At 60.2% G+C, this 25,532-nt stretch carries 21 protein-coding genes; 4 read left to right on the plus strand and 17 right to left on the minus strand.

Going from position 1 to position 25,532, the window contains the following annotated elements:
* The first annotated feature begins 68 nt into the window (after window positions 1-68).
* Window positions 69-518, plus strand: coding sequence for an OmpA family protein (locus FPL19_RS06070; RefSeq protein WP_150911570.1), 450 nt, complete (start codon window positions 69-71; stop codon window positions 516-518).
* A gap of 16 nt (window positions 519-534) precedes the next feature.
* Here FPL19_RS06070 and FPL19_RS06075 read toward each other — a convergent pair whose 3' ends face one another.
* The 5 genes from FPL19_RS06075 to FPL19_RS06095 all read right to left on the minus strand — a co-directional run bounded on the left by FPL19_RS06075 (window position 535) and on the right by FPL19_RS06095 (window position 4,764).
* Window positions 535-936 (minus strand): MAPEG family protein, encoded by a 402-nt coding sequence (locus tag FPL19_RS06075; protein ID WP_150911571.1) that lies wholly within the window; start codon window positions 934-936, stop codon window positions 535-537.
* A 2-nt stretch (window positions 937-938) separates the two neighbouring features.
* Complete coding sequence (locus FPL19_RS06080) at window positions 939-1,181, minus strand: GlsB/YeaQ/YmgE family stress response membrane protein (protein WP_150911572.1); 243 nt, start codon at window positions 1,179-1,181, stop codon at window positions 939-941.
* An 82-nt stretch (window positions 1,182-1,263) separates the two neighbouring features.
* Window positions 1,264-1,974 (minus strand): lysophospholipid acyltransferase family protein, encoded by a 711-nt coding sequence (locus FPL19_RS06085; protein WP_150911573.1) that lies wholly within the window; start codon window positions 1,972-1,974, stop codon window positions 1,264-1,266.
* Between the two features lie 49 nt (window positions 1,975-2,023).
* Window positions 2,024-2,620, minus strand: a complete 597-nt coding sequence (locus tag FPL19_RS06090) for a class GN sortase (RefSeq protein WP_150911574.1) — start codon at window positions 2,618-2,620, stop codon at window positions 2,024-2,026.
* Window positions 2,617-4,764 carry a marine proteobacterial sortase target protein gene (locus tag FPL19_RS06095; RefSeq protein ID WP_225314311.1) on the minus strand — a complete coding sequence of 716 codons (2,148 nt, stop codon included), beginning with the start codon at window positions 4,762-4,764 and terminating at the stop codon, window positions 2,617-2,619. The genes FPL19_RS06090 and FPL19_RS06095 overlap by 4 nt, the downstream gene beginning before the upstream one ends.
* Window positions 4,765-4,976: 212 nt before the next feature.
* Here FPL19_RS06095 and pdsR point away from each other — a divergent pair, with 212 nt between their 5' ends.
* The 3 genes from pdsR (at window position 4,977) to FPL19_RS06110 (ending at window position 9,095) form a co-directional block, all read left to right on the plus strand.
* Window positions 4,977-5,678, plus strand: coding sequence for a proteobacterial dedicated sortase system response regulator (gene pdsR, locus FPL19_RS06100; RefSeq protein ID WP_150911575.1), 702 nt, complete (start codon window positions 4,977-4,979; stop codon window positions 5,676-5,678).
* Window positions 5,679-5,681: 3 nt separating this feature from the next.
* Window positions 5,682-7,691, plus strand: a complete 2,010-nt coding sequence (locus tag FPL19_RS06105) for an ATP-binding protein (protein WP_150911576.1) — start codon at window positions 5,682-5,684, stop codon at window positions 7,689-7,691.
* Window positions 7,692-7,784: 93 nt separating this feature from the next.
* On the plus strand, window positions 7,785-9,095 hold the full coding sequence (locus FPL19_RS06110) for a DUF3422 family protein (protein ID WP_150911577.1): 1,311 nt from the start codon (window positions 7,785-7,787) through the stop codon (window positions 9,093-9,095).
* A gap of 31 nt (window positions 9,096-9,126) precedes the next feature.
* Here the strand turns inward: FPL19_RS06110 and FPL19_RS06115 are convergent, their stop codons facing one another.
* From FPL19_RS06115 to tssA, 12 genes are all read right to left on the minus strand, one after another.
* Window positions 9,127-9,903 (minus strand): ATP-binding protein, encoded by a 777-nt coding sequence (locus FPL19_RS06115; protein WP_150911578.1) that lies wholly within the window; start codon window positions 9,901-9,903, stop codon window positions 9,127-9,129.
* 3 nt (window positions 9,904-9,906) lie between these two features.
* Window positions 9,907-10,653 (minus strand): polyamine aminopropyltransferase, encoded by a 747-nt coding sequence (locus FPL19_RS06120; protein ID WP_225314312.1) that lies wholly within the window; start codon window positions 10,651-10,653, stop codon window positions 9,907-9,909.
* Window positions 10,650-11,231, minus strand: a complete 582-nt coding sequence (locus tag FPL19_RS06125) for an AAA family ATPase (protein ID WP_150911580.1) — start codon at window positions 11,229-11,231, stop codon at window positions 10,650-10,652. Before FPL19_RS06125 ends, FPL19_RS06120 begins: the two co-directional genes overlap by 4 nt.
* Entirely contained in the window at window positions 11,215-11,628 is a 414-nt protein-coding gene (locus FPL19_RS06130; RefSeq protein ID WP_150911581.1) for a TA system antitoxin ParD family protein, read from the minus strand. The genes FPL19_RS06125 and FPL19_RS06130 overlap by 17 nt, the downstream gene beginning before the upstream one ends.
* A gap of 80 nt (window positions 11,629-11,708) precedes the next feature.
* Window positions 11,709-12,149 (minus strand): VOC family protein, encoded by a 441-nt coding sequence (locus FPL19_RS06135; protein ID WP_150911582.1) that lies wholly within the window; start codon window positions 12,147-12,149, stop codon window positions 11,709-11,711.
* 78 nt (window positions 12,150-12,227) lie between these two features.
* Complete coding sequence (locus FPL19_RS06140; protein WP_150911583.1) at window positions 12,228-12,728, minus strand: DUF3304 domain-containing protein; 501 nt, start codon at window positions 12,726-12,728, stop codon at window positions 12,228-12,230.
* 148 nt (window positions 12,729-12,876) lie between these two features.
* Window positions 12,877-14,007, minus strand: coding sequence for a hypothetical protein (locus FPL19_RS06145; protein ID WP_150911584.1), 1,131 nt, complete (start codon window positions 14,005-14,007; stop codon window positions 12,877-12,879).
* Window positions 14,004-17,405 (minus strand): toxin VasX, encoded by a 3,402-nt coding sequence (locus tag FPL19_RS06150; protein ID WP_150911585.1) that lies wholly within the window; start codon window positions 17,403-17,405, stop codon window positions 14,004-14,006. Before FPL19_RS06150 ends, FPL19_RS06145 begins: the two co-directional genes overlap by 4 nt.
* A gap of 3 nt (window positions 17,406-17,408) precedes the next feature.
* Window positions 17,409-18,233: a DUF4123 domain-containing protein gene (locus FPL19_RS06155; protein ID WP_150911586.1), complete on the minus strand. Its 825-nt coding sequence runs from the start codon at window positions 18,231-18,233 to the stop codon at window positions 17,409-17,411.
* A complete protein-coding gene (locus FPL19_RS06160) occupies window positions 18,230-20,335 on the minus strand; it encodes a type VI secretion system Vgr family protein (protein ID WP_150911587.1) in 2,106 nt (701 codons plus the stop codon). Before FPL19_RS06160 ends, FPL19_RS06155 begins: the two co-directional genes overlap by 4 nt.
* A 93-nt stretch (window positions 20,336-20,428) precedes the next feature.
* Window positions 20,429-24,025, minus strand: coding sequence for a type VI secretion system membrane subunit TssM (gene tssM, locus FPL19_RS06165; RefSeq protein WP_191965222.1), 3,597 nt, complete (start codon window positions 24,023-24,025; stop codon window positions 20,429-20,431).
* 62 nt (window positions 24,026-24,087) lie between these two features.
* Window positions 24,088-25,527, minus strand: a complete 1,440-nt coding sequence (tssA, locus tag FPL19_RS06170) for a type VI secretion system protein TssA (RefSeq protein WP_150911589.1) — start codon at window positions 25,525-25,527, stop codon at window positions 24,088-24,090.
* Between the last annotated feature and the right edge of the window lie 5 nt (window positions 25,528-25,532).

A 25,532-nucleotide genomic window follows, 5' to 3' on the forward strand; every position in this document is an offset into this window, starting at 1 on the left:
TGTCCCGGCCACCTCTAATAGTAGCCGGGACAATAAAAAGAACAGACTATGCACCTGAGGAACAGAGCATGACGACACTTGTACTGGATCACCCTGAGCTGCTGGCCCGAACGGCTATCGAGGCAAGCATGGCCGTAAAGGGTGAAGCATCAACGGAGACTTCCATTGGGCGCCCTCACCGTTTGCGCTTCCACTATGGCTTCAACCAGCATCGTCTAAACGATGAGGACCAGGACCTGCTGCGCCAGCACGCACATTGGCTGAAGCACAACCCCGGCGCCTGCCTGCACATTCATGGCCACGCCGATGTCTTTGGGGTTGGCGAGTATAACGAGTTTCTTTCACGGCTGCGGGCCAGCAGTGCCGCGAAACTGATGATCTTCGAAGGGGCCAGAGAGAACCAGATTTTGACCAGCGGCTGGGGCAGCGCGCGACCACTGGCAAGGCCTGAAGACCATGCCGCCAACCGGCGCCTGGAACTGGAATACCTGAACGTGGATATGGCGCGGGCCCTTTGAGGGGCCCGCGTGGCATTTACCCGTAAACCTGGAACACGTTCCAGAACAACAACAGTGATAGCGCCAGAATAGCCAGCCAGGTCAGCAGAATGCCCGCCATGCGGGCCATGTGCGGGCCGCCACGACCGTTAATCATGCCGAAGGCGTGCAGCAGACGCCCGACCACAAAGCCCATACCTATCCAGTAGATCAGCGTACTCGACACCCCGTTCAATTCAGCAATGGCCAGCATGATCAGGCCAATGGGTGCGTATTCCACCAGGTTGGCGTGGGCGCGTACCGTGGCCTGGAAGTCGATATCCTCGCTGACCCCCAACCCCTGCTTGAATTTCAGGCGGTAGCGGGAAACCAGAAAAGAAAGAAAAAGCAATAAAAGACCAAGAACAGCGGCGAAAACAGCGGAAACAGGAACGATCATCTTCAGCCCTTCTTGATGGCGCTGACAACGGCAAGCAGCAGCACCGCGCCTACCGTTGCGGTGACCAGCTCGCCGATCGCGCCCTGGGCTGCCAGCCCCAGAAGCCGGAACACAAAACCACCCAGAACAGAGCCAACAATACCAATACCGATGTTGGCCATGACGCCAAAACCGCGGCCTTTCATGATCAACCCGGCAAGCCAGCCGGCAACACCACCAATGATCAGAAACAGAATCAGATTCATAATTTATCTCCCTGGGTTGTTGGGGAAGACTGCCCGTTTTACCGGGCGGCTTCAAGCAATTCCGCCGCCTCGGATCCTCTGTTCAGGACGGCGGCGCCAATGAGTCGATCGTGGCCGCCATAGTGGCGTGGCATTCGCTGATCAGCCGGGGGATGTCATCCGCTGTCAGCCCTGCGGTTTCCACCGGCGGCAATACCTTGATGGCAACCGGCTCGCGGCGGCCTGACCAGCCAATGGTGCGGTCATAATACTGGCTGACGCACACCATGGTGATCGGTGCACCGGCGGCCACAGCGGCGTGAAAAGCGCCTTTCTTGAAGCTCTGCAGTCCCCGACCCCGGCTTCGGGTCCCCTCGGGAAAGACCCACAGGCTTTTGCGCTCCTTACTGATGGCATCGGCGGTGGCGCGCATTACGGCAACCGCCTTGTTGGAGCGACTGCGGTCAATAATCACGTTACCGCCCAGCCAGAACACCTGGCCAAAGAAAGGCACCCAGATCAGTGCTTTTTTGCCGACGGTCACCGTGCGCGGGGGCAACAGCCCGCCCAGCATGAACAGGTCATCATTGTGCTGGTGGTTAGCGATAACCACCGTGGGCCGATCCACCGGAATATTTTCTCTGCCGGTGATGGTGCATTTCATTCCCAACAGCGCCCGCCCTACCCGGGCAATAACCCAGGCCAGATAACGATTGTTGTCGGGGTTAAAGGGCCGGGCCAGGTAGAAGAACAGAGCGAACAGGCAGATCACCAGCATGCTCAACCAGGCCAGAAACTTTCTCAGCAATCCCATCAAATACTACCCTGATGCAGTTTTTCAGGCGCACAAGTGTACGCCATTTTCAACGTTCGACAACCGCGGCAACCAGCTCGCTCGGGGTTGCCTTTGCCTCTACCACATAGCGTAGCGGCCCATTGGCCTGTAGGCCATCAAACGGGTAGCAGGTGACCAGTAACAGGGTGTCCGGGGGCAGCAGTGCGGTGTTGATCTGCTGGTGGCGACTGTCCACCACGCGTGTATCGATAACGCGATAGGATTGCCATTGACCATCGCGACCCTGAAGCCGGAGATCGTGGCCGGCCTCCAGCGTCTGCAGGCTTTTGAAGTGGGTATCCCGATGACCGGCGATGATCACCGGCCCCCGACTGTCGCCGCTGCCAAAAACCTGCCCGGGCCCAAAAGCCAGGCTTTCACCATGGGCACCGTCCAGAACAATCAGGGACCTTCCGCTATCATCCGCCCCTTGCTGTAGCGTCAGGCGGGCGACCGGCCAGGTGTCGGCCCAGGGCCAGGGGCGAACCTGCTGCTGACGGGCCTGGCTTTCGGCCCAGGCAAGCTCCAGTAACTGCTGGGCGACCACCGCCTTGAACGGTATCCACAGACCGAACGCCAGGACGGTAAAAGAGCAAACGGTTACCAGGGTACAAAAGTGCTTCATACGAATGCCCTCTTCTTCAACAGGCCAATGGCAGCGCTGAACATTAACCCCAGCAGCCCCAAAGCCTGCAGAAGGGGCGAGATGGTGGCGGTCTGCGGGTATCGCAGCATTCCGGTGCTGGAACCGGCCGGCAGCAGGGTGGGAAAGCTGTCGATTGCCAGTGTCGAATCCACCGGCCTCGACGGCGTTTTGTCCACTGCCAGAAAGCTGGTGTAAGGGGTCACCAGTTGGTGCTCGATGCCCAGGCGCGTCACCTGTTCGACGATCGGTGTTTTGTTTTCGCCAGAGGCCCTGCCGAGAGTCCGGGCGTCCAGCAGGCCATCAATCTTCCGACTCGCCCAGACCCGATGAAGGCCTTTGCCTTCGGCGGCCTGCGCCAGATCGAGAGACTGCTGCCAGGGGCTGCCATCCGGCAACTGACCCGACATCTTCAGCTCACCATGGGGGGCATGCTCCCGAACCACCTGAATCAGCGGCTCGCCACGGAACAGGTCGCCGATTCGCGCGGGCCGGGCACTCTTGCCAGCTTCCGCATCGGGCCAGTGGACCTGGATATCGGTCAATACTGCCGACTGCATCTTGCCGAACAACTCATCAAGTGGGCGCTGCACATCGGCGGTGCTGTTGATGGAGGTGTAGGTGCCGCGACCATAGCGGGCCGCCTCGCGCATGAAGTGCATATTGGGGGCGGAACCAATGCCCACCGTAAACAGACGGGTGTCACCCAGTTGGCGCTCGATTCGACGGAACAGGTCAGCCTCGTTGCCGACCGAACCATCCGTAATGAACACCACCTGACGCAGGCGCTGAACGCCCTCCGCCGTTTCAGAGCCGGCCGCCGGGCCATGCCGCCCCAGCGCCGCATCGAGCGCAGGTGCCATTTCCGTACCGCCATCGGCATGCAGACCCTGCACATACCGACGGGCCCGGGCCAGATAGTTACCGGTGGCGGGTACCGGATCCATAAACAGCGATGCCGTCTGGCTGTTGAACTGGATAACGTTGAAGGTATCGTCAGGCCCCAAGGAATCGAGCCCGCGCAGCAAAGACTGTTTTGCCTGACGGATGGATTCCCCCGCCATGGACCCGGAGGTGTCAATCACGAACACCAGTTCCCGCGGAACCTGCTGTTCCGACTCCAGCCCCGGAATCATCATCGCCAGAAGATAGTCCTCCCCCTGCCATTGCTGCCGGAAAACCGCGGCCGAAGGCGCTATACCCCGGGTCGGCGCCCAGCGCACCAGCAGATCCCGGTCCATGGCGAATCCTCCCTCACCAACAGTTACCTCCACGGTGTTGCCGTTCCAGGTATTGCTCAGACTGTGACTGCGGCTGCTGACCCGGCTGACCGGCAAGCCGGCCCTGATGCTCATGGCGACCGTTGCCCGATGGCTGCCGGGCTTTACGTCACCAGGCAGAACCGTGAAGGGGCTGATCTCATCGGCGTCCGGCACTTCGGTGGTAGGCGTCGCCCAGCCTTTGTTCCAGGTGGTTTCAGCATCAGTGACTGGCGGGCCGGGCATAAAGCGAGGCGTCAGGGTGGTAGGGATGCGCAGTTCGAACTCCCCACCCTGGTAGCGCACCGGCTGCTGGTAGCTGAGCTCAATGGCAATGGATTCCCCCGGCGGGATGTTAGCCAGGTAGGTGGTAAACAGGTTCGGCCGCTGCTGATCTACCCGGGCCACTTTGCGGCCTTCACTTTTGGCCCTTGTGTATTCCTGTCTGGCCAAGGCTTTTTCGCGGATCTCCCCCACGATACGCCGCTCGCCGGCCACCATGGTCAGGCCGTACACGCTGGCCTTCTCCGGCAGCGGAAAAACATACACGGCTTCCCGCCACTGCCGGCTGGTATTCCGGAAGGTCTGTTTCAGTTGGACATCCGCCACCAGCCCGGTGACTTCCACCTGGTAATCGGCATTAACCATGGTTGCCGATTCCAGATGCCGGCCCTGATCGTCCACAAACCGCAACTCGCCTGCGCTCTCGACGCCATCAGCGCCACGCGTGGATGCCTCCGCATACAGCGGCTGCACAAACAGCAACAGCAGCATGGCCAGCCAGAGCGAAATAGCCTCCATTATCCGGCGGACACGCACGGGCGTTATCCGTGGGGCGGGTCGGGACAGCGAGTGAATCGACAGCATGGTTCCAGTTCCTTTTTCAGCCAGAAAGCGAACGCTCGGTGCAAGAGCGACTGTTCGCTATTTCAACCTCCGGAAAGGACCATTCAGTGCCAGAAACAGGCAAAACGCCCGACGAATAATGATGAATTATGGCGAAGCGGCACCGCCCCCTTGTTCTGCCACGGCACCGTGGTTAAATGGAGCCTGTTATCACAGCGGGTTTACCAGGGTTTATGAAGCGTCATATTGTGTTGATCGAAGACGAACCGGCCATTCGTGAGAACTACCGCGATGCCTTTGAACGCCGTGGCTACCGGGTATCCGCCTATGGCGACAGAGCTGGCGCCTATCAGGCCATGCGCTCGGGGCTGCCAGATCTGGCGATTATTGATGTGGGCCTGGGCGACGAGCCCGAAGGTGGGTTCACCCTGTGCCAGGACCTGCGCCTGTTGTCGCCCACCCTGCCCATCATCTTTCTGACCGCCCGGGACAGCGATATTGACTCCGTCCACGGCCTTCGCCTGGGCGCGGACGACTATGTCACCAAGGACATGAGCATGGACCACCTGCTGGCCAGGGTGACGGCCCTGTTGCGCCGGGCCGACGCCTGGGCCGAAGCCCTGAAACAGCCCGACGAGGTACTGAACCGTGGCCGGCTGTCGCTCAACGTGGACCGTATGACCGCCCACTGGGACAACCAGGCTATCGAGCTCACCGTGACCGAGTTCTGGATGCTGCATTCCCTGGTTCAGCACCCCGGCCACGTGCGCAGCCGCGACCAGTTGATGGACGCTGCCAGCACGGTGCTGGACGACAATACTGTCACCTCCCACATCAAACGCATCCGCCGCAAGTTCCTAGGCGTGGACCCGGATTTTGACGGCATTCATACCGCCTATGGCATGGGCTATCGCTGGAACGCCCATGAGGCCTGATTCGTGACCCTGAAACGCCAGCTTTTCATTGCCAGCCTGCTGATGCTCATCATTCCCTGGGCGGGCCTGCAGTTTGTTCTGGAACTGGACACCGCCCTGCGGCAACAGGCCAGCAGCCAACTGGAACAACAGGCGCAAAGACTGGCGGGGCTGATTGAGCAGCGCGCAGAGACCCTGAAACCTGACCCGACACCCGACGCCGTCACCTACGCGCCCACCCTGAACCGCCCCCTGACGATCGACGGCTTTGGCTCGGACTGGCCAGACTATGACGAGGAGCATGAGCATCAGCCATGGCAGGGCAGCGGCGATCTCCCTGGCAAAGGGACGCTGAGTTGGCGAGTGGCGGTTCAGGAGAGCAACCTGTACCTGCTGCTCCGTATCAGCCATCGGGGTGAGGCCATGTACGACCCCGCCCAACCCGATCGACCTTTCGATGAACTGCGGATTTTCCTGGAAGAAGACGCCGGCGTGATTGAGCGCAGGTTACGCAGCATCGACCGGGGCAACGTCAACGGACTGATTCCAGGCACCGATAACGAGCGGGATTACCGGATTCGGGGCACCTGGGAATCGACCGGCGATGGCGGCCACCAACTGGAACTGCGCTTACCCCGGCCGGAACAGGGGGCCGCGTTTGGCTTTCGCCTGATCGGGCCCCACAAGACAGAAACCGGGGAACGCACGGCTCGCGAGGTGTTATTTGACTACACCAATACCCGACTGATCAGCCGCCAGGCCCGACTGGAAAATCAGCTGGCCCGGTTGATCGCCCCGGGACAGAACGCCTGGATCCTGGAGCCGGAAGGCTGGGTGATTGCCCGGCAGACCCAACCCTCGACCGGCGGCGCACCGGATTTCGACAGCCTGACGCCGGTGCAGATCCTTGAGCAGATCAGCCTGAACGGCCTGCGGGCTCTGGTGCGCGCCTACCAGCCCGAGCCGGCTGCGATTGAAGACGAGGCCCGCCAGTTTACCGCTGCGGAGCTACCGGATCAGGCGCTGGTGCGACACACCAACGGCGACCTTCATTTGCTGGCGACCCAGGCGTTGGCCGATGGCCATACGCTGGTGCTGGAAGAATCCCTCGACCAGATGCTGACGCTTTCCGGCAGTACGCTGGGTTCGGTGATCGCCCGCAGTGCGCTTTTGCTGGTGGGGCTGATGCTGGTACTGCTGGGTTACGCCAGCTGGCTGTCGTGGCGAATTACCCGGCTGCAGCGGGCCGTCAGCGCCAGCATTGACGAGGACGGCCGCCTGCTGGGAACGCTACCTCCGGTCAAGGCAAAAGACGAGCTGGGGGACCTCTCGCGCCAGTTCACCCACCTCACAGAACGGCTGCATGGCTACACCCATTATCTGGAGAGTTTCTCGCGGCGCTTGTCCCACGAACTGAAAACTCCGATTGCAGTTGTGCGCTCCTCGCTGGAGAACTTGGGCCAGAGCACCAGTGAAGAAGACCGGGCAAACTATCTGGCCAGAGCCAGAACCGCGACAGAGCGACTGAGCCAGATTCTTCACGGCATGAGCGAAGCGGCCCGGCTGGAACAGAGCCTGGACCATGCGGAAAAAGAGACCTTCGACCTGGCTGATGTTTGCCTCCAGACCACCGAAGCCTACCAGTCACTGGCGCCGGATTTCCGAATCCGCTACCAGGGCCCGCAACAGGGTGTGCGCTATTACGGCTCGCCGGAACTGCTGGTGCAGTTGCTCGACAAGCTGGTGGATAACGCCCGGGACTTCACCCCGGAGAACGGCCTGATCGAAATCAGTCTACGAGTGGACGCCAAGAATCTTCTGCTGAGCGTATTCAATCAGGGCTCGGCCCTTCCTGATGAACTGGCCAACGACATTTTCAGTCCCTTTGTCTCGCTCCGCTCCTCCGGGCAGGAAGGCCACCTGGGGCAGGGATTGTTGATTGCCCGCTTGATTGCCGAGCATCACGGTGGGCGAATCCAGGCGGGCAATGAGCAGGACGGCGTGCGTTTTACGGTAGCCCTACCTCAGTCTTAAACCACATGTCGTGTTTGCACCGGCAACAGAAGCCGCTACTGTTATTCCGAAATACCGCCAACCCCGCAACGGCCGCCCGCCGAGGACAGAACATTGAATCCGCCACCGCACAAGCTCGACTTCCATCCCCTGCGGGAATCCCTATACAACGAGCTCCACGCGCGGCCCTTCCAGGTGCTTCCCTGCCCGTCCCAGGTGACTCATCTTGCCCTGATCACCACACCGGAACAGCGCAACGCCCAGTTCCATCACTGGCAGGAGTTGCACGCACAACTGGGCCAGCCCATTCCACATGATGAGGAAAGCTGCTTCGAAGCCACCTTCGGCAACCTCAGAATCCGCCGTGAGCTGCACATGGAGTTCACCGCCTATACGTTTATCCATCTTGGCGCGAAGGAAGGTCATCGGCCGTTCACGGATACCGGCCTGGCGGATCTTCCCGAGGGTTGGCTGAAGCGACTGACCGGCACAGTCATCGCCGCCTTCCACATCGACCTGCAACAAACGAAGACAGACCAGGCACCCGACACAGCAGCCATCCGGGAGTATTTCGACGGCGAACGGCTGGTTGGCAGCCGACCTTCGGAGGGCAAGGCCCAGGTATGGAGCGCGTTCAAACTGCACGAGGACGGGTTTGGACGGTTCATAATCATCAACGGAGGCCTGTCCGACAGCCAGCTCGGGCGACTGACCCAGCGCCTGATAGAAGTGGAAACCTATCGCCTGATGGCGCTGCTGGCCCTGCCCGAGGCCAAGGCCATGACCCCCGACCTGAATCAGATGGATCAGAACCTGGCGACGATCACCGATTCACTGACCCACGACGCCGGAGTCAACGAGCAGGGCGTGCTGGCAAAGTTAACCGGCATGGTGGCAAGAATTGAGGCTTTCAGGGCCCATTCAACCTTTCGCTTTTCCGCCACGCGGGCCTATCATCAGCTGGTGCTGGCGCGCCTGGCCGTGCTTCGTGAAGACGAGCTTTCCGGCCACCTGACCATCCGGGAATTCATGAACCGTCGCCTGACCCCGGCGGTGGAAACCTGCGAGTCCGTCAGCGAGCGCCTCGATGACCTTTCCCGCCGGCTGGGCCGGGCGTCCGATATGATGCGTACTCGGGTGGAACTGGCGATACAGAGCCAGAACCAGCAGCTGCTCACATCCATGAACCAGCGTTCAAAAGTCCAGCTGATGATGCAGCACACGGTGGAGAGTTTCTCGGTGGTGGTGATCTCCTACTACCTGATTGCCCTGATGCGCATGGCCATGGACGTGGCCCAGGAAGCCGGCTTTGTATTCAACAAGCCGCTGCTACTGGGGTTGGCGATTCCCGCCACGCTTGCTCTGGTCTACCTGACCGTGCGGTCGATCCGGCGTCGCTTTCTCAGGCTTGCCGAGCAGAAGTGAGCCTGAGCCACACCTAATCGCCGAGCCACGCCTAATCGAAAGTGCCCGCAAACTGACGGAAGAACTGCTGGGCGGTGCGTCCGTTGCGAACGCCCTTGGCGGTGGCAAACCGGATCGCCTCCTGATGCAACGCCGCCCGATCGGAGACATCGGGAAAGAAAGAATCCACAGTTTGTAGATAGGTATCCTGGGGGAAAGGGTAAAAAGACAGCTGAAGGCCGAAGCGGTCCGCCAGCGACACCTGCTCTTCAATTGCCTCGGCCGGGTGAAGCTCGCCATCTCGGACCTGGCTTTGCAGGTTATCCGACATGAATTCCGGCATCAGATGCCGCCGGTTGGAAGTGGCATACACCCGCACGTTTTCAGGCGGCAACTCCAGCGAACCTTCCAGCACACTTTTCAATGCTTTATAGCTGGACTCGCCCACATCAAACGACAGGTCGTCGCAGAAAATCACGAAGCGGTAGGGCTGCTCGCAGAGGTCATCCACAATCTCCGGCAGGGTCACCAGATCGTCCTTGTCCACCTCGATCATCCGAAGGCCCTGACCGGCGTAGCGATTCAGCAGCGCCTTGATCAACGAGGACTTACCAGTACCCCGAGAGCCCCACAGCAGCGCGTTGTTGGACGGTTCTCCCGCCAAAAATCGCTCGGTGTTGCGGGCAATCGCGTCCCGCTGCCGGTCAATGCCCTTCAGGCTGTTCCACTGCACCGGGTCCAGACGGCGGATGGCGCGCAGGCCGGAACGATGGCGACGCCAGACTGCGGCGGTGGTGGAGGCCCACTCGATCGATGTGGTTTCGGCCATGATTCAGCTCCCGGACCTGGTTGCCAGATAGACGGTATTGGTGGATTCGCGGTTCTGGAAGGGATTGTAGAAAGACACCACCCGGGCCTCCACCTCCACAAACAGCTCCCGCAGGGTATCCATAAAAGGTTCATCCGGCGGGTCGTTGGACCACATGGCAAACACACCGCATTCCTTCAGGAAGCGGGCCATTTTGCCCAGGCTTTCGGCGGTGTAAAAACTGGCGTTGGATTCGTTCAGCAGCGCGCGCGGGGAGTGGTCAATATCCAATAGAATGGCATCAAACTGGCGGCCGGGTGACTGTGGATCAAACCCTTCATTCGACACGGCAAAGTCAAAGAAACTGCCCAACACATAACGACAGCGCGGGTCCGCATTCAGCAGTTTCCCCAGGGGTACCTTTTCCTGTTCGTGCCAGTTAATCACCGTATCCAGAGCATCCACCACCAGCAGCTCATTCACCCGATCATGGCGCAGCGCGGCTTCCGCGGTGTAACCCAGGCCGAGACCACCCACCACCACATCCAGCGACTCACCTGCCGCCCGTTCGATGCCCAGATCCGCCAGCGCCACTTCCGCATCCACAAACATGCTGGACATCAGAAACTCATCGCCCAGCTTCACCTCGAAGATATCCCGGTCGCCCAGCGCCGGAATACGGCGCCGGCGCAGGGTAATTTCCCCCAGCGCTGACGGCTGGCTGTCTATTTCCTCAAACATCAGGCCCATGGGGCTCTCCAAATCGGTCAATCAGGGTCGATCAGTTCCCTGGCCCATTGGGGCAGGGTTTCGTGATAAAGATGCCACTGCCCCGACTGCCACAGGGCGAGCCGCACATAGGGCCGGTCCAGGCTGCTGTTATCGACAAGATGCAGTTCGTCTGCCAGGCCGACACATTGGCGAAGATTGGCCAGGGTTCTGGGTATTCTGGACTCTATCTTCGCTTCCGGGACACTGTGGCCGCCGGATTTTACCCGGGAAGCCACACGGGCCTTGTTCAGTGAGGCCAGCTCCAGGTGAAAATAGAAAATGCGGATGCGAAAACCCGCTGCCTTCGCGGTTCCGACAAAATCGACCTTGGAGGGGTGGGAGAAGACGGTTTCAAAACAGAAACTCTGGCGCTCCTCAATCAACCGGAACCGTTCCCGCTCGGCAATCAGCGCCGCTTCGTAACTGTGTTTCTCCGGCGCGTCCGGCCACAGGCTGCGGGCGATATTGTCGGCATTCACCAGGGGAATCTTGCGGCGCGCCAGGAAGCGCTGGTAGAAAGTGGTCTTTCCGGCACCGTTCCCGCCAATCAGCAGCCAGAGCTCAGGCTGCGTCGTCACGACTGCTCAGTGCTTCAAAGCGCCCGTTGCGGAATTGCCCTACTTCCCGGGAACCGTCTGGATAAACCGCCTCCAGATAGCCCGGCTTCGCTTCAGACGCCTGATACACCGTGCGCCCCCGGGCAATCGAGCGGCCCAGTTCACCGCTTTCGCGGGCCCGATCCACTTCACTCCAGAGGTCTTCACTGGTAACAGACTCGGCCTGCACAGGCTCAACCCGGACCTGGCGAATCCCCTGAACAATCGCAATCAGGTCCTCGGCGCTGACTTCACCGGCCACCGCCCGGCCAATCTCGGCCCAGTACTCGATCTGCTTGGGCGTTGAGCGCCGGTGAACGGCACCCTCGGCTGCGGCATGGCGAACCAGAGTATCATCAAGACGGACAGCAGTTGTCATCGTAGCCTCCTGCAACAGGGCTCAGCATTTGCTACAGACTATCACGGGTGTTGCAAATTGCAACGACGGATGGCAACCGCTTACCAGGTACCGGTATTTTCCATGCTCGCCCAGGGTTCCTGTGGCGGCAGCGATTCACCCTTCTGGAGCAGCTCGATGGAAATGCCATCCGGCGACCGGATAAACGCCATATGGCCATCCCGGGGCGGTCGATTGATGGTAACGCCATTGGCCTGCAAGTGACTGCACAACTTGTAGATGTCATCCACCCGGTAGGCCAGATGCCCGAAATTGCGACCGCCGGTGTATTCCTCCGGGTCCCAGTTGTAGGTCAGTTCGATCATTGGAGCCCGGTCTTCCCTGGCCCGGGCCTCGTCTTCCGAAGCGGCGAGGAAGACGAGGGTGAAACGGCCCTTGTCGCTGCTTTTGCGGCTAATCTCGACCATACCGAGCAGATCACAGAAGAAGTGGAGGGTTTCGTCGAGGTTGCTGACGCGGATCATGGTGTGGAGGTATTGCATCGTATTCATCCCGTTGAGCGTTGAATTATTTCAGTCTGAGACTAAAAACCATAACTCATATATGATGGGATAACCTTGTCAGCCGCTCTTCCCGACAACATTATCTTGTATTTTCTCACCTTGGATTACCTGAAATTCAGACTGCCTCGTCTCACTCCAAAACAGCCCAACCGAACTACCTGGGTAAATATGAACGTGAAGATAAGAGTCATCCTCACTACGCCCTGGGATAAGAACTTCCTTTTTCAGATCCTCCGCCCTAATCCCGGCCTCATATTGATTCTGGGTAACACTAAGCTTCCATCTAACATCGACCCTTTCTTTTTCCAACTGAGCGCAGCATATAACGCCGCTTCCGGTCGAATACCCATTAAACGCAGGTGCATTCCCAACCCAAATCTCACCTACAATCACCTCGGAAATAGGCCGCACCGTGTGATTGTGCAATACAAAAGCGGTTTCCTCGACGGCAAAAAAATAGTCCCACACAACCGGGCTCCAAATCACCAAAACAATTGCCACTTGCAGCCAAACAGGCAGTGGATCCAGAACCTTGTTCATTAACCAGCGGCCAATCATTAAGTTTCCTGCTCTATCGAACCTTCGAGTAACTTGCCTAGCGGTTTCTGAATACTGACTGCGCGTACCCGGGCCCAGGGTTCTGGCAAGCTGGACACCAGCCCTTCGCCCAGGCTGGATCCTCCATGTGGCGGCGATTGGCTCCGGATCAAGCGATCATCGATCCCTCACCTGAAAACTCCTCACTGACCTGGGCAAAGATCTCGGTAATCGGCCTTTGCGGATCCGCTTTTTGCAGTTCCAGCACCCGCCTGCTTTGGCGCTTCAGTTCCTCGCTGGGTCTGGCCCGCTGGTCTTCCGGTAGCGGTTCGGACCACTCCGCCATGGCCCTGGGCAGCGTTTTGCGGCTCATGCGTTTGATCTTCCTGACCTCCCACTCCACCAGCCGGTTCGGGATGGTCCAGAAGGTCATCAGGTGGTAGAGGTACCAGCCGAGGGTATGGAACCAGCCCACCTCGCCGGCTTGGCGGCGCTGGTGCAGGCGTGCCTTGGTGTTGCGGAACACTTGTACGCCCTCCCAGGGCGGGTCGTCTGGGCCTTGCAGCTCCAGCGCGTCCTGTATTTCCTTCAGAGTATGCACCTCATACTCCATATAGGCCCGGATGGCCTCCCAGTTGCTGATAGCCTGAGGCAAGCCGTAAGTCTGGAATTCCAGCGTATATTTCTTGCCAGTTTGCGGGTGGAGAAAACCCACTCCGAAGCCGTACTGATGCTGTACACCGTACTCGGTCACCCCTTGGGCCTCGGTCACCCAGGCCACCAGTTCCTCCCAGGATACGAAGATTGGCTCCCGGTGACCCTTGGGCACGAAGCATACCTCGCGGCGCTGGCGGTTAAAGCGGGTGGGCATAACGGTTTTGAACTTGAGGTGTTGGTGGTACCAAATACCCAGGCTGAGCAGGAGGAAAAATGCCCACGCCCATAAGCCAATCCAGAAACCGGCATCAAAAATTTGCCAGAACACACGGAAGGCATCGTCCTTGGTGCCAAAATGAAAACCGGCGGCCAAAGCAATCAATGGACCTACAACTGCAGACAACAAAAACAACCCAAAAGGGCCGCCAAGAGTGATCTGCCAGCCAAACACCGGTGGTAGCCCCACCCCGAAGTCCAGGTAACGATCATTTATAGTCCCCACCGCACGGCCGTGGTCTGTAGGCGGCAGGCCGGTGGGCAGGGGCAGAGGGGCCAGGAAGGTGAGCCGACCGCTGGGGAAGCTCTCAACCTTGCCTGCCCTGGGGGCATTGGCTATATCTACCTCGGGCGTTTCCAGTGTCATTGGAAGATATCCAGTTCCATAAAGGGATTGCGTACCTGGTACCAGAAGATCCTGCCCTCCTTATCCTGGGGAGGTTCCTGGACAGGCGTCACCGGCCAGTCACTGTCTGGCGTCACCTTGAGCATGTACACCTTCTGGGTGTATCGTTCTTTCGAATGCAGGGTATCCAACCGAACCATCAGCGCCAGGTCCTGGGTTTCGGGATCCGTACCGCTCTTACTGTGATCCGGTGGCAAGAACGCCAGTTGCAGGTGCCCACTCCCTTCCCGGATGTCCAGGTTCGTCAGGATATCATGGGAGCAGCGCACCCAGGTTTCCGGGGTGTCACGGAACCAGCCCGAGCGTTCCGGCCGGATGCGCCAGGCGCTCAGCCACACTCGCCGGGGTGCCGGCTGGCCCAGGGGCTCTATTAACCCCTCCGGCGTCAGGGCGTGGCAGTTCAGAACCAGTTGGTGCTTACCGTCTTCCTCTTGCGCCGGGACCTTCTCCAGGCACAGGCTGTTACCGAGCCGGGCGAAAGCCTGCTCGTACTCTGCCAGCGATCCATTGTGGACCTGGCCGGGCTCCCGGGACCAGGGGGTGGTTTGCAGCCACTGGTCGCGCTCGCTCAGATTGTAGCGGTTGTACAGCCAGGTTCCGCCCAGCTCGAACACGGTGAACACCAACCCGGCAATGTTCAGGCGGGCGAACAGGCTGGACAGCCGGGTGCCGGCGGTGGCCCAGGCAGCGGCCTTGGCGACATCGTCGCTGGCTCTCACCACGCCCAACCCCATCTGGACGGACCGGCCAAACCCGTACGCATTGGTCATGGCCAAACCGCCGCTGCCCAGCATACCGAGGGTCGCACCCAATTGCGCCTCAGCATTACCGGTTCGTACCGCTTCCAGCCAATTGTTGGCATGTTTGTATGTGCCAATGGCGGCACTGATAGCACCCGCGCCGTATGCAAATATTCCCAACCCAACATGCAGTCGGCCCATCTGGATATGGACCGACTGCACGGCACTGCGCTGCCAAGCCTTAGCCAGGGTTTGGGCCCTAGACACCAAGGCCGTGTCCGATAAGCTCTGCGCCGCTAGGAAACCGGCACCAGCAGTAGCGAACAGGCTTTCAAAAAACTTGTTAGCAGTCTTGCCACTATTCGTATCAGAGAACACTTCATCTAGAACATTCCAGAAGTTCACCGCCTGCGCCACAAACACCAACACACCCAGCCCATCCCCCAGTAGGTTCACCCGTGGCGCCGAGGTCAGGCCCTGGCGGATGTGGCCCATCACCGTGCCCATCTGCTGCTGGCCTGCGGTGGGAAGTAGCAGGGAGATGCCTGCCCTGCCCGTGTCCGCCGGATCCAGCCTGAGGCCGGTATCGGTTTCATCCACCGGACTGAGAGCACCGGCAAGGCGCCGGCCCACGGCTCGCTGTTCCTCCCGGGTGGCCTTGAACTCGTCGACGATGCTTTGCGCCCGCTCGGATTTGTGGCCGTGGGTGGCCTTGGCCACGTCGTGGTCGTGGGTCAGGGTTTCCAACCGTTCGTTCAGCGCCAGAAGTTGTTCCAGGTTCTGGCGAAAGGTGGTCAGTTCCGGTTCCGAAGCAACGCGGAACTCTACCTCACCGGCCTGGATGGCCTTGAGCATCTTGCCCTTGAAGAAATACGGCAGATCCCGGAACAGGTCGTCCAGGGACGGTATCCGGTTTGACTCAATGCCTTGGTAAAGCTGTTCCATGGCTTGGGCGATACCTTTTGACACCGCCGGTGCCAGGGTGTCGCCAATGGCGGCCGCCTTTGCCTGGATCTGCTGGGAGCGTAACTCAAGGTCCGGCAGGTGTACGGCCTCCACATCGGCTAGGCGACGCGCCCATTCGGCGGCCTTGGTCACCAGGCTGTAGCCGGCCCCTGCGATACCAAAGTAGGTGGTCGAGGGCTCTGCGTCCGGCGCCTGGGCGGTCTTGGGCAAGGTGTGGAACAGGGGATGACTGTACTGGGGGTTCTCCTCCAACCAGGCCAGCACCTTTTCTGCCGCCTCGTCGGAGCGGCAAAGATCCTTCAGGCAGGCATAGTTTAGGTCCAGGGCCGCCTCCAGTTGCTTCTCGTCCGCCGGGTCGAAATACCAGGCGGCCTGGTGAATGCGGGAATCACACAACAGGTTGGTCCGGTCGTCGGTGATGTCCTCCAACAACCCTTGCCACCTTGCCAGCTTGGCCCTCTGCGCCGTCATGAAGGCGTCCATACGGGGGCGGTCGATCAGTTCGTTGATGCCACGCTGGCCCAGTTTGGCGCCGTTGAGCTGGTGATAGTTCTGCAGGTTGAGCTGATTGATGGTGTCGCGGTGCTGCTCGTAGGTTGCTTGCCCCAGGGCATCGATCATGGCCAATTGTGCCCGGACCAGGGGATTATCCCAGTGGTGATCGCGCAGGTAAGTTTCGGGCCCCATCGGCTGCGGGCCACGGTAATCCTTGCGTACCTCCAGGTAATCGTAGATGGCCTGGCGCTGTGCCTCGTTGGTGCTCTCGTACAGCTCCTGGAAAGGCTCGCCTCCCGGCCTTTCGCCAGCTGCCTCCAGGGAGTGATCGTTGATCAGCGTCATGGACTCTATCCATGCCCCCAGCATATAGTCCCGCTCGGTGTGCCCCGGCTCTTCACCACCTTGCGCCCAGTCGCCGATCCAACCCACCACATCATCCTGATGCTGGGCCAGGTCCAGCATCACGCCCACGTCGTCCTGCAGCACCAGGCAAAGGCAATCGTCCGGGTCTTCCACGGCCTGCTGCTTGATCAACTTGCCGAATCGGGTCTTATGGTAGTAGGGCTGGTTCTCCCAATGGTAGGGCTCGCTTTCCTGGACGTGACCCTCTTCGGGGGCATCCGGCGTATAGTCTTCGGCAAATTCAGCCACCCATTGTTTGGCCTGTTCGGGCGTCAACAAGTGCTTGCCGCCGCTAAGCGGCGAGGCGCTGGCCAGGTCAATTTCCTGCATGAAGTGCGCCCGCTCCTCCTGGCTGTCGAGTACCTGGGCTTTCTTGCGTTCAGTCAGGGGCACATCGGTGAAGCAAACATACAGGGTGTGCTGCTTCGGGTACTCCAGCTTGCCGTCGTTGTGGCCCGACAATTCACCGTTTTCATGGACGTACTCGTGGAGCTCCCCGGTATTCGCATCCAGCATGTAAAGGTAGCCATGCCTCAGTAGGCGGTAGCCAAGGGGGCGGGAGGTCAGTGAGTATGGGTAGCCGGGGTCCGTATCAGCTGGTGCAACTTCCACCCGGCCATATCGGACGGGCAGCAGGTGCACAGTTTTCAACAGTGGACATGAAGCCGGCTCATCAATGGGGGTGCCTGGCTGTTCCCAGCACGAAAGATCGCTGCTTGCCCGCTCGTCAGCGGGACGCTGTATCCGTGTCATTGTTCATCCTTGATCCAATGGGAGTGTCGTTTCCATCACGGCATTTCTATCGGTTTGTCCTTGCAATGCACCGAACAGGAACTGCATGATTTCCCGCAAGCTGTTGCAACCGCTTCCAATTGCCTCTTCCATTATTCTCCAGAGTGCCGGGTAGGCATCCCTCAAATCCGGGCCACCCAACTGGTTGCGCACCGACTCTTCCAGGTTGCTCCATATCTGCAATGCGTCTTTGCGGCGATTGAAGCTTTCGAAAGCACACTTCAAATCAGGCGAAACCCTCATTTTTCCGGCCTGGTCACCAATGCTTCCTGGTTGAACAGCCGGAGGCTCGACAATATGCCACTGTCTGCTGACACGATCCGGGACAATCAGTTGATCCACAGCTCTGACTGAAAAACGGGCCAGATTGCCTCCTATCAGTGTCCGAGCCAGCGCCGGATGGGCAATGCGCACCAGTTCATCGTAGCCCGGCGCCATTTCTACCTGCAGGTGGGACCGCATCCAGCGAGTACAGGTAGCGTGGTCTTTAGCTGAAATCAGCAAGTACCCCTGCTCTTGCTCGGCCCCCTGCTCCAGAAACCCTTTCAGCACCGGATCTTCCGGCCCGCTGAGCCACACGAGCCAGGGGGACAGGTCTGAAACTGCCTCCCAACGGGTCGAAGCGTACAGGCATTCCGCGACAGAGGGCTGACCACCAGCCCACTGGTATATCCTTTCGCCGAGCCCCGGGATAGCGACACCATCCAGCACAAGCCCAACAGGTTGATCGTCGGGCCAGAAAAGATGTGCAAACGGCGATTCAGAATTAGGCCCACATTCCTGGTTCATGAATGCTGCTCCTCACAAACCGGGCAGGTGGCATTGCCCTTCCTGAGTGCCGCAATCTGCGACTCTACATTGATGGCCGGGGCATTTTCCCTCTGCCCAACCTCCGCCAGTGCGCCCTGCTCTGGCTTTTGGGGCCGGTCACTCTCGATAACCAGCGGCATAGCCGGCATCACCAAAGCTTGTCCACTTCCACTCCCCGGCGCCCCACCAGAATTGATCTTGATCCCCGGCCCAGACAGCGTCACCCCACTCGGATCCAGCTTCAGCAGGCTGCCACCGGCAGAAATGGTCAACTCGGCACCTGCGTCCAGAACCACTTTGGCGCCGGCTTTGTGGTGCACTTCGGTGCCGACTTCACTCAAGGTGCCCTGGCCGGATTTCTGTTGAAAGGTGCCGCCTATGTTCTGGCTGTAATCGCCGCCGATGGACTCCCGTTTCTCGCCATCCACGGTGCTGTGCTGGTTGCCTTTGATATGGCTGAAGTCGTTGTTCTCTGTGGTGCGGTGGCTGTCGTTCCTGATAACTTCGGTGCGGTTGTTTTCCGTCAGCAGGTCCAGGTCTTTCTGGGCATGGATATAGATCTGTTCCTTGTCCGCCTCGTCCTCAAACCGCAGTTCGTTACTGCCCTCGCCCTTGTGGGTCTGGGTTTTGAGGGTGGTGCGGGTTTTGTGTTCCGGCAGCGCATAAGGCGGCGTGTTGGTGGCGTGGTAGGTTCTGCCCGTGATGATCGGCTGATCGGGATCGCCGTCCAGGAAAGACACGATGACTTCGTGGCCGATTCTGGGCAGAGCCATAAAGCCATACTGGCCGCCGGCCCAGCCCTGGCTGACTCTGAGCAAGGCGCTGCTGTGTTCATCGTTCTTTTCGCTCTCTACCTTGTTTTGCCGCAGGCGCCGATCCCACGGAAACCGGACTTTGACTCGGCCGTGTTCGTCGCAGTGAATCTCTTCCCCTTCCGGACCGGTGACGATGGCGATCTGGGGGCCGTCCATGATGGGACGGTTAATGGTGTTTGGGTTTGGCCGCCAGGTTCTGTCGGCCGGAATGGCCTGGAAGTCGTTGTGGTAAGTGGTGGGGCCGCTACCGCCCTCTTCTTCCAGGGCCTGGGGCTGTTGGCCCGTGTGGGTGACACGGGTGAACAGCCATTCCCTGTTGAGAGTCTGGTTGTCGTGTTCGGTCAGTTCGGTTTTGGCGCCGACGGTGAAGTCCGGGCGGTTGCTTTTGCCGGTGGCGGTGCTCGCGTCGTTTCTTAGTCCGTCCAGTCTCGATTCGGTAAAGGGCTGGCCGCTGGCGTCGGCTTTGAAGCGGCCGGGGTAGTCGTAGTGCTGGTAGTCTTCCCGCTGGCTATCCAGTTTATCGGCCTGGTGTTCGTGCATCAGGGCGTAGGCGGGGTTTTTGAAGGTGTAGTCCTTCATGGCTACCGAAGCTGCGCGGACTCGTTCCTGATAGCTGAAACGGAAGATCGCTGGTTGTCTGGTGCTGCCGCCGGCTTTGGCGTTGTATTCGGAAGGCGCCAGTTTGGGGGCGTCGCCGTGGTGGTCGGCGATGATCAACTGGGGCTGTTCTTCGCCATTTACATCGCCGTGGCTGTAGCGATAGTGCCAGCCCTCTTCGGCAGAGAGGCGTTCGATAAAGGATAAGTCGCTTTCCCGATGCTGAACGCAGTATTCCCGCTCGATGGGGGGGCGTTTCAGGTCGAAGGTGGTGTCGATGATGCCCCGCTCTTCCAGCAGGGTGCGCACGATGGCATCGGTCGCCTGGGTCTGGAAGATACGGCTGTTGTGCATCAGGCCCAGGCGCCACAAGGGCGGCTGGATGATGACTTCGTAGCGGGTGCGGCGGTGGCCGCTGTCGCCCCGGGCGAATTCGTTGATCACGCCGGTGAAGCGGCGAAGGGGCTCGCCGTTCTGCCACACCACCAGGTCGACCGGTTGTTCCAGCACGTCCGAGGCTGAAACGTCCGAGAAGGTGCTGGCCAGGTCCAGCCGGCCATGGAACAGGCTCGACAGGCTTTCGGTCAGCTCGAAGCCGACAACGGTGAAAAAATCCCGGGGGAGTCCGCCAATGGTGGCGGTGAACTGCAGTCCACTTGCCTGGGGCATGTCTTCGGTCCTTGAAGAGTCCTTGGTAAAAAGGAAGCTGGAATCTGAAGGTCGGCGAAGCAACGTCCTGTTGTTCGCCGACCGGGCAGTAGTTTAATACAGACTGCGTGGTATCTGATACCCCGCCAATAGCTCCTGTGTGAACGGGTTGGTGTTACTGCCCGCATGTAGCCGGTACCGCATTTCACCGTCATCCAGTGCGAACCTCACATCCACGGCACTGCTGCTGACACCGGTAATGTCGGCCTCATCCAGCAGGCGGAACAGGGCCCAGGGGCCGTTCTCAGAAATGCTTCTAGGAGAGCGGTTCACTTCCGTTGGCACCAGGGTGATACGGCTTTCCACCGAATCCCGCAGGGTATTCGGCCACACCAGCGGAATGCTCTGACGCGGTCCGTGGCTGAATTCCACGAGCTGGCCATCCACGTTCATCACGCTGCGGCGCTTATTGGAGGACAGATGGAGAGGCTCCAGGGCAAATTCCACATCCAGTGAGCCGCTGCGGGTAAAGAAGGCCCGCCGGATCTCTTCCGCCTTTTCCAGGGAGCGCACCACATCCCGGCGGACCAGACTCGCACGCTGGGTCCCTGCAATATGTTCCGGATGATCTTCCAGGAAAAGCTTCAGGTTGTCGGTATAGAAGCGGTCGAGCAGGCCGTCGGGTGCAAAGAACCTTTCAAAATCCTGCAGCGCCGCGTCCCGGCCCGCACCCTGGTTGAACGGATAATGACGGGCAAGACTCTGCTGGAACGGCTGATAGACTTCCTGGTACCACTGACGCTCCAGTTGGGCCACGGCCTGATCCAGCACCACGCGCCAGCTTTGTGCGGCGAGTTTTTCAAGCATGCGGTCCAGGGGCGCAGGCTGATTGGCCGCTACCCGTTGCAGGGTGAAAATCGGGTCCGCGCCCTGCAGACCCATACGGGCCCTGGCGGCAGACAGCGCCGCCTTGCCCCTATCCGGCGATTCCTGAATGTTGCGCATGTAGATGTGCAGGCTTTCCACCACTTCCATCACCTGATCCAGGCCACTGGGCTGGTCGCCCTTCCGGGTCAGCAGTTCATTAAGTTCGGTAAACTGCCGCTCGATGTTCTGAACCATCTGGAAGTGCGCGGATTGTTCAAGCACCTTTCTGGCTGCGTCGGCTGTTTCGGAACCGCCCGGAATCAGCCGGGTATTGGCCGTGACATTGGCCAGCATCTGCCTCATTGGCTCGTGCCCGCTGGTAAGGCTTTCCAGTACCCGTACACCGTGGTTGATATCGCTGAATTCCCGGATATCCAGTCGGCTGAGAGCCTCGCGCCAGCGAGCCGCGTACTTTTCCGCGTAGATCAGTTGCAGTTCTGTGCGAAGACGGGCCTCGTCGGTTTCACTGAAATTCACATCATTGCGTCGGCCAAGCACCCAGGCGTCGATCAACGCCAGTTCGGTGACAGAATCCGACTTTCTCAGGAACCAGGAATCCATCCCCTCCCGCGTCAGCAGGGATGGGATCCGGATGGGATCTTCCGTCGCCGCAAGCTCGTCGCCAAGCGGCTCGCCGTGTTCGTCCAGCCGCACAAACACCGTGCTGAAAGCCGGCCCGGATTCACGGGCAAGGTCCAGGGGCGAGCGGAAATTCTGGGCGGCCTCAACTTCCAGGTCGCGATAGACACGCTCCGGCGTGGCAATGCTGCCCAGCTCCTGCTGGGCCCACTGAACGCTACTGCGGAACGGGGCAAGTGCCATCTCCGCAGTAGCGTCGCCGTTCTGCGCCCGGGCATTCAGATCCGTATGGGCCAGGGCATAGTCCAGATGGCTGACCAGCCGCTGCTGAACATTCCGCTGGGCCGGAAACGCTTGCTGCCAGTAGTCACGCATATAGCGGCGAACAATATCCGCCCGGCGCCCGCTGGCATCGTAGAGCATACGAAGCACCCGCAGATGATCCAGACGTTCAGAGCTCAGATCCGGCGCATCGCCCATTTCTTCCATCACACCCAGCATCAGCGCGGGAACAAACTGGTAGGCCAGAATATCCAGATAGGATTTCTCCACCTCCGGGCCCACTTTATGGCCCTGATAAAGCCCCATATCGGCAATTACCGCAGGTTCGCTGCGATAGTCACCGAATGCCAGGGTCGCCTCCCGGAGCTGGTCCAGTGGTTCAAGAAGGCTGCGCCCGGTGGTATCCGGCTCATACCCGGCCGGGCGCCAGTTCCGGATGAAACTTTCCACGCCGTTTTCCACCGCCATGGCGGCATCGGCATTCTGGATAAAGTAGTGCTGCCAGCCCGCAGTCATGCCGATACCGGAGGCAATGGCCACCACTGCTGCCACCGCGAAACCACGACGGCGGCGGGCGGTCACCCGGTGGTTGTCCCCTGCCAGGCCCGCTTCCCGGTAGATCACTTTCGGGAATAGGGATTCGGTGAACAGGCTGACGGACTGCCCGCCGCGCTGGGCCGGCTGGATCGGCTCGGCCAGGCCATAACTGTCAGCGGCGGCAGACACAAACGCATCCTCCGGAACTCCTTCCTGTAACACAGAGGTGAAGTAGGCGCCCCGTACCAGAGCCGGTGTGGAGAAGGCGTCAGCGGACAGCAGGTCCGCCAGGAATCTTTCCAGCGCGGGCTTCAGGCCAGCCATCTGGCGGGTAAAGGAATAGGCCGCCGCGCGCTCTTCGGAATCACGCGTGGCCGCCAGCACATCCGGAAGCCGATCATTCAGACGCTCCACCATGGCGGTAAAGCTCTGCTCGAATTCCACCAGCCAGTCGTCGGGGTCCTGCTGACCTTCCATCCGGAAGGTGCAGCCAAGCGGCAACTGCTTCTCTGCCTTACTGAGGGTTTTGGCAAATGGCGCAAAGCCGTACATCAGGTCCAGCTTGGTAAAGGTGATGTACACCGGCAAGCGCGACCCCAGCTGCTCCATCAGCTCCCGCAGACGGGTGCGAAGCAGAATGGCCTGGGCCTGGCGCTGGGCGCCGTTACCCTTGCAGAATCGGGCAAGGTCCACGGTCAGCACGACGCCATTCAGCGGGCGCTGAGGCCGGTTCTGTTCCAGCCAGGACAGAAAATGATTCCACAGGCGCTGCTGGATCTCACTGCCGGCACTGCCCTGCCCGGCGTCCTGGCTCAGCAGTTCGCCGTCCGGGTCGATCAATACGCCGTTATCCCCAACCCACCACTCGAACCCGTAAGGATTGCGCTCGGTGCGGGCGTTGCGGGTGACGTTTGTAAGCGTGTAGGTCTGGCCGGAACGCTGGATCAGGCTGCTTTTACCGGCGTCTTCCAGGCCCATCACCAGATACCAAGGCAGTTGATAGACCCCCTTGCGACCCGGCAGATTGCGTTTCAGCTCCGCCAGCCGCTTGTCCAGCATGCGCAGCTGACGGCGCTCCAGTGGCAGGATGGGATCTTCCTCTTCCCGCTTTTCTTCCACTTTCTCGGCATTGACCTTGCCGAGCCGCCTGGCCAGAACCACGCCCCAGACCATGGCCACCAGCAGCACCACACCGAGGGTAACCAGCGCCCGCATCTGCCAGGCGGCAAACGGGTATTCCCCACCGATTTCCAGCCGCGGGCCCAGCCACCAGGTGGCAACCAGCAAGGCAACCACCCCCATGACCAGAACGATAGGCGCGGCAGTGCGCAGATAGGGCAGAACCCGGCGTCCGATGAGTAAGGCGTGTCTCCACATGGTGTCCATTCCTGTCAGGTAATTCGTGTCATTCTTCCGTGCCAGCCGGGGCAAACCCGCTGGACTGTGTTTTATGCAAGCCGGTCAAGACGGGCCATCAGCCCGGGTTCCCAATCCGCCAGGCTCAGGCCCTGCGTCTGATCCCTCAGATCCTGAACCTGCTGACGGGCCAGGCCCTTCATACCGCTGTCTTTCATCAACTGGCTGCTCATCAGGCGCCAGTAGAAACGGTCTCTCGGCTCCCTTGCGCCTTCCAGTCCTTCCTCGAGGATCTGCATGGCCGGTGCCAGGCCTTTCTGTTCCAGCGTGTCCCGGGCGTCTTCGTAGGCGCTTTCCCAGGCACTGGCCCCAACACCGGTCCCGCCTTTCGCCGGACCACTGTAGAGCCAGTCAGCGGCAGGTTTGGGCAGGAAAGGCGTACCATCGTTAAAGGTGGTATCAGCCAGTTCCGGCAGCCGATCCACGAAGGCCTTGGCCGCTTGCCGAATGCCTTCCGCGCACTCGTGATGGCCCAGCGAACCTGCGACCTGAGCACTGAGCCAGTGCCCTTCCAGCCAGAAAGGGCTGACCGACAGGCTCTGCTCAATCCGCTGCCAGAGCGCCTGGTCGGGCGACTTGCCCAATGCTTCGCGATAATCCGCTACCCGATCAGCACTGACCGCCGCCAGATCAGTTTTTACACCGTCACGGGTCGGCGGCACCGAGGTGATGCTGTGCCACAAGGCGTAGCGCCTTAGCCGGTAACCCAGTGGTTCCGAGGGCGTCAGTTCGGTGAGCAGGTCGGCGACTTTCAACAGGCTCTGGCGCATCGCCCTTTCATTGGACGAATCCAGCGTCAGCCCGCCGAGGGATGCCGTTCCCGCGCTGGCGGCCTGAGGTCGGCTATCCTCCTTCTGACTGCCTGTTGCCGGCGCGGCGTTCCCGGCCGGTTCCTGGGCCGTTTGCGAAGCCTCCGTCGGGGAGGGCAGTTTCTCTATGGCGCGACGCAGGCCGAGCAGGTCTTCATCGGGTAATTCTCGATCTCTGGCCTGCTCCTGCAGCTGGGCCAGCACGGTCAGGCAATAGTCCCGGCCATCACCGACACCCGGATTGAAAGACACGGCATCGACTTCTTTCCGGGCACGCTGAAGCATCTGGGTGAACAGCATCCTGCGAGCACGTTTGCCTTGGGTCCCGGGATAGGGCCAGGCGTCTTCCCACCAGCTGCCCAGCACTTGCTGGAGCAGAAAGAGGGACAGCGCGAAGCGCTCGCCATCCCCGCCGCGCTGGAGACAGACCAGAAGAAACCCGAGCACTTTGATATCCTTACTGGTATCCGACAGCAAGCGTAGCGACTCGCTTTCCACCTTCGACCATTCCACGCCGGTATGGGCCAGCGACCCCACCTTCATGATTTCGTTTTCCAGGTATTCCATGGTGGCGTCTTCCGCCAGGCTCTCACCGGCCGGATTGTCACCGGCAATGACGGCGACCACCGGCTCCACATAGGGATGCTGCTCTACTGCCTGCATGATCT

Source organism: Marinobacter halotolerans (genome assembly GCF_008795985.1).
Taxonomy (GTDB): Bacteria; Pseudomonadota; Gammaproteobacteria; order Pseudomonadales; family Oleiphilaceae; genus Marinobacter; species Marinobacter halotolerans.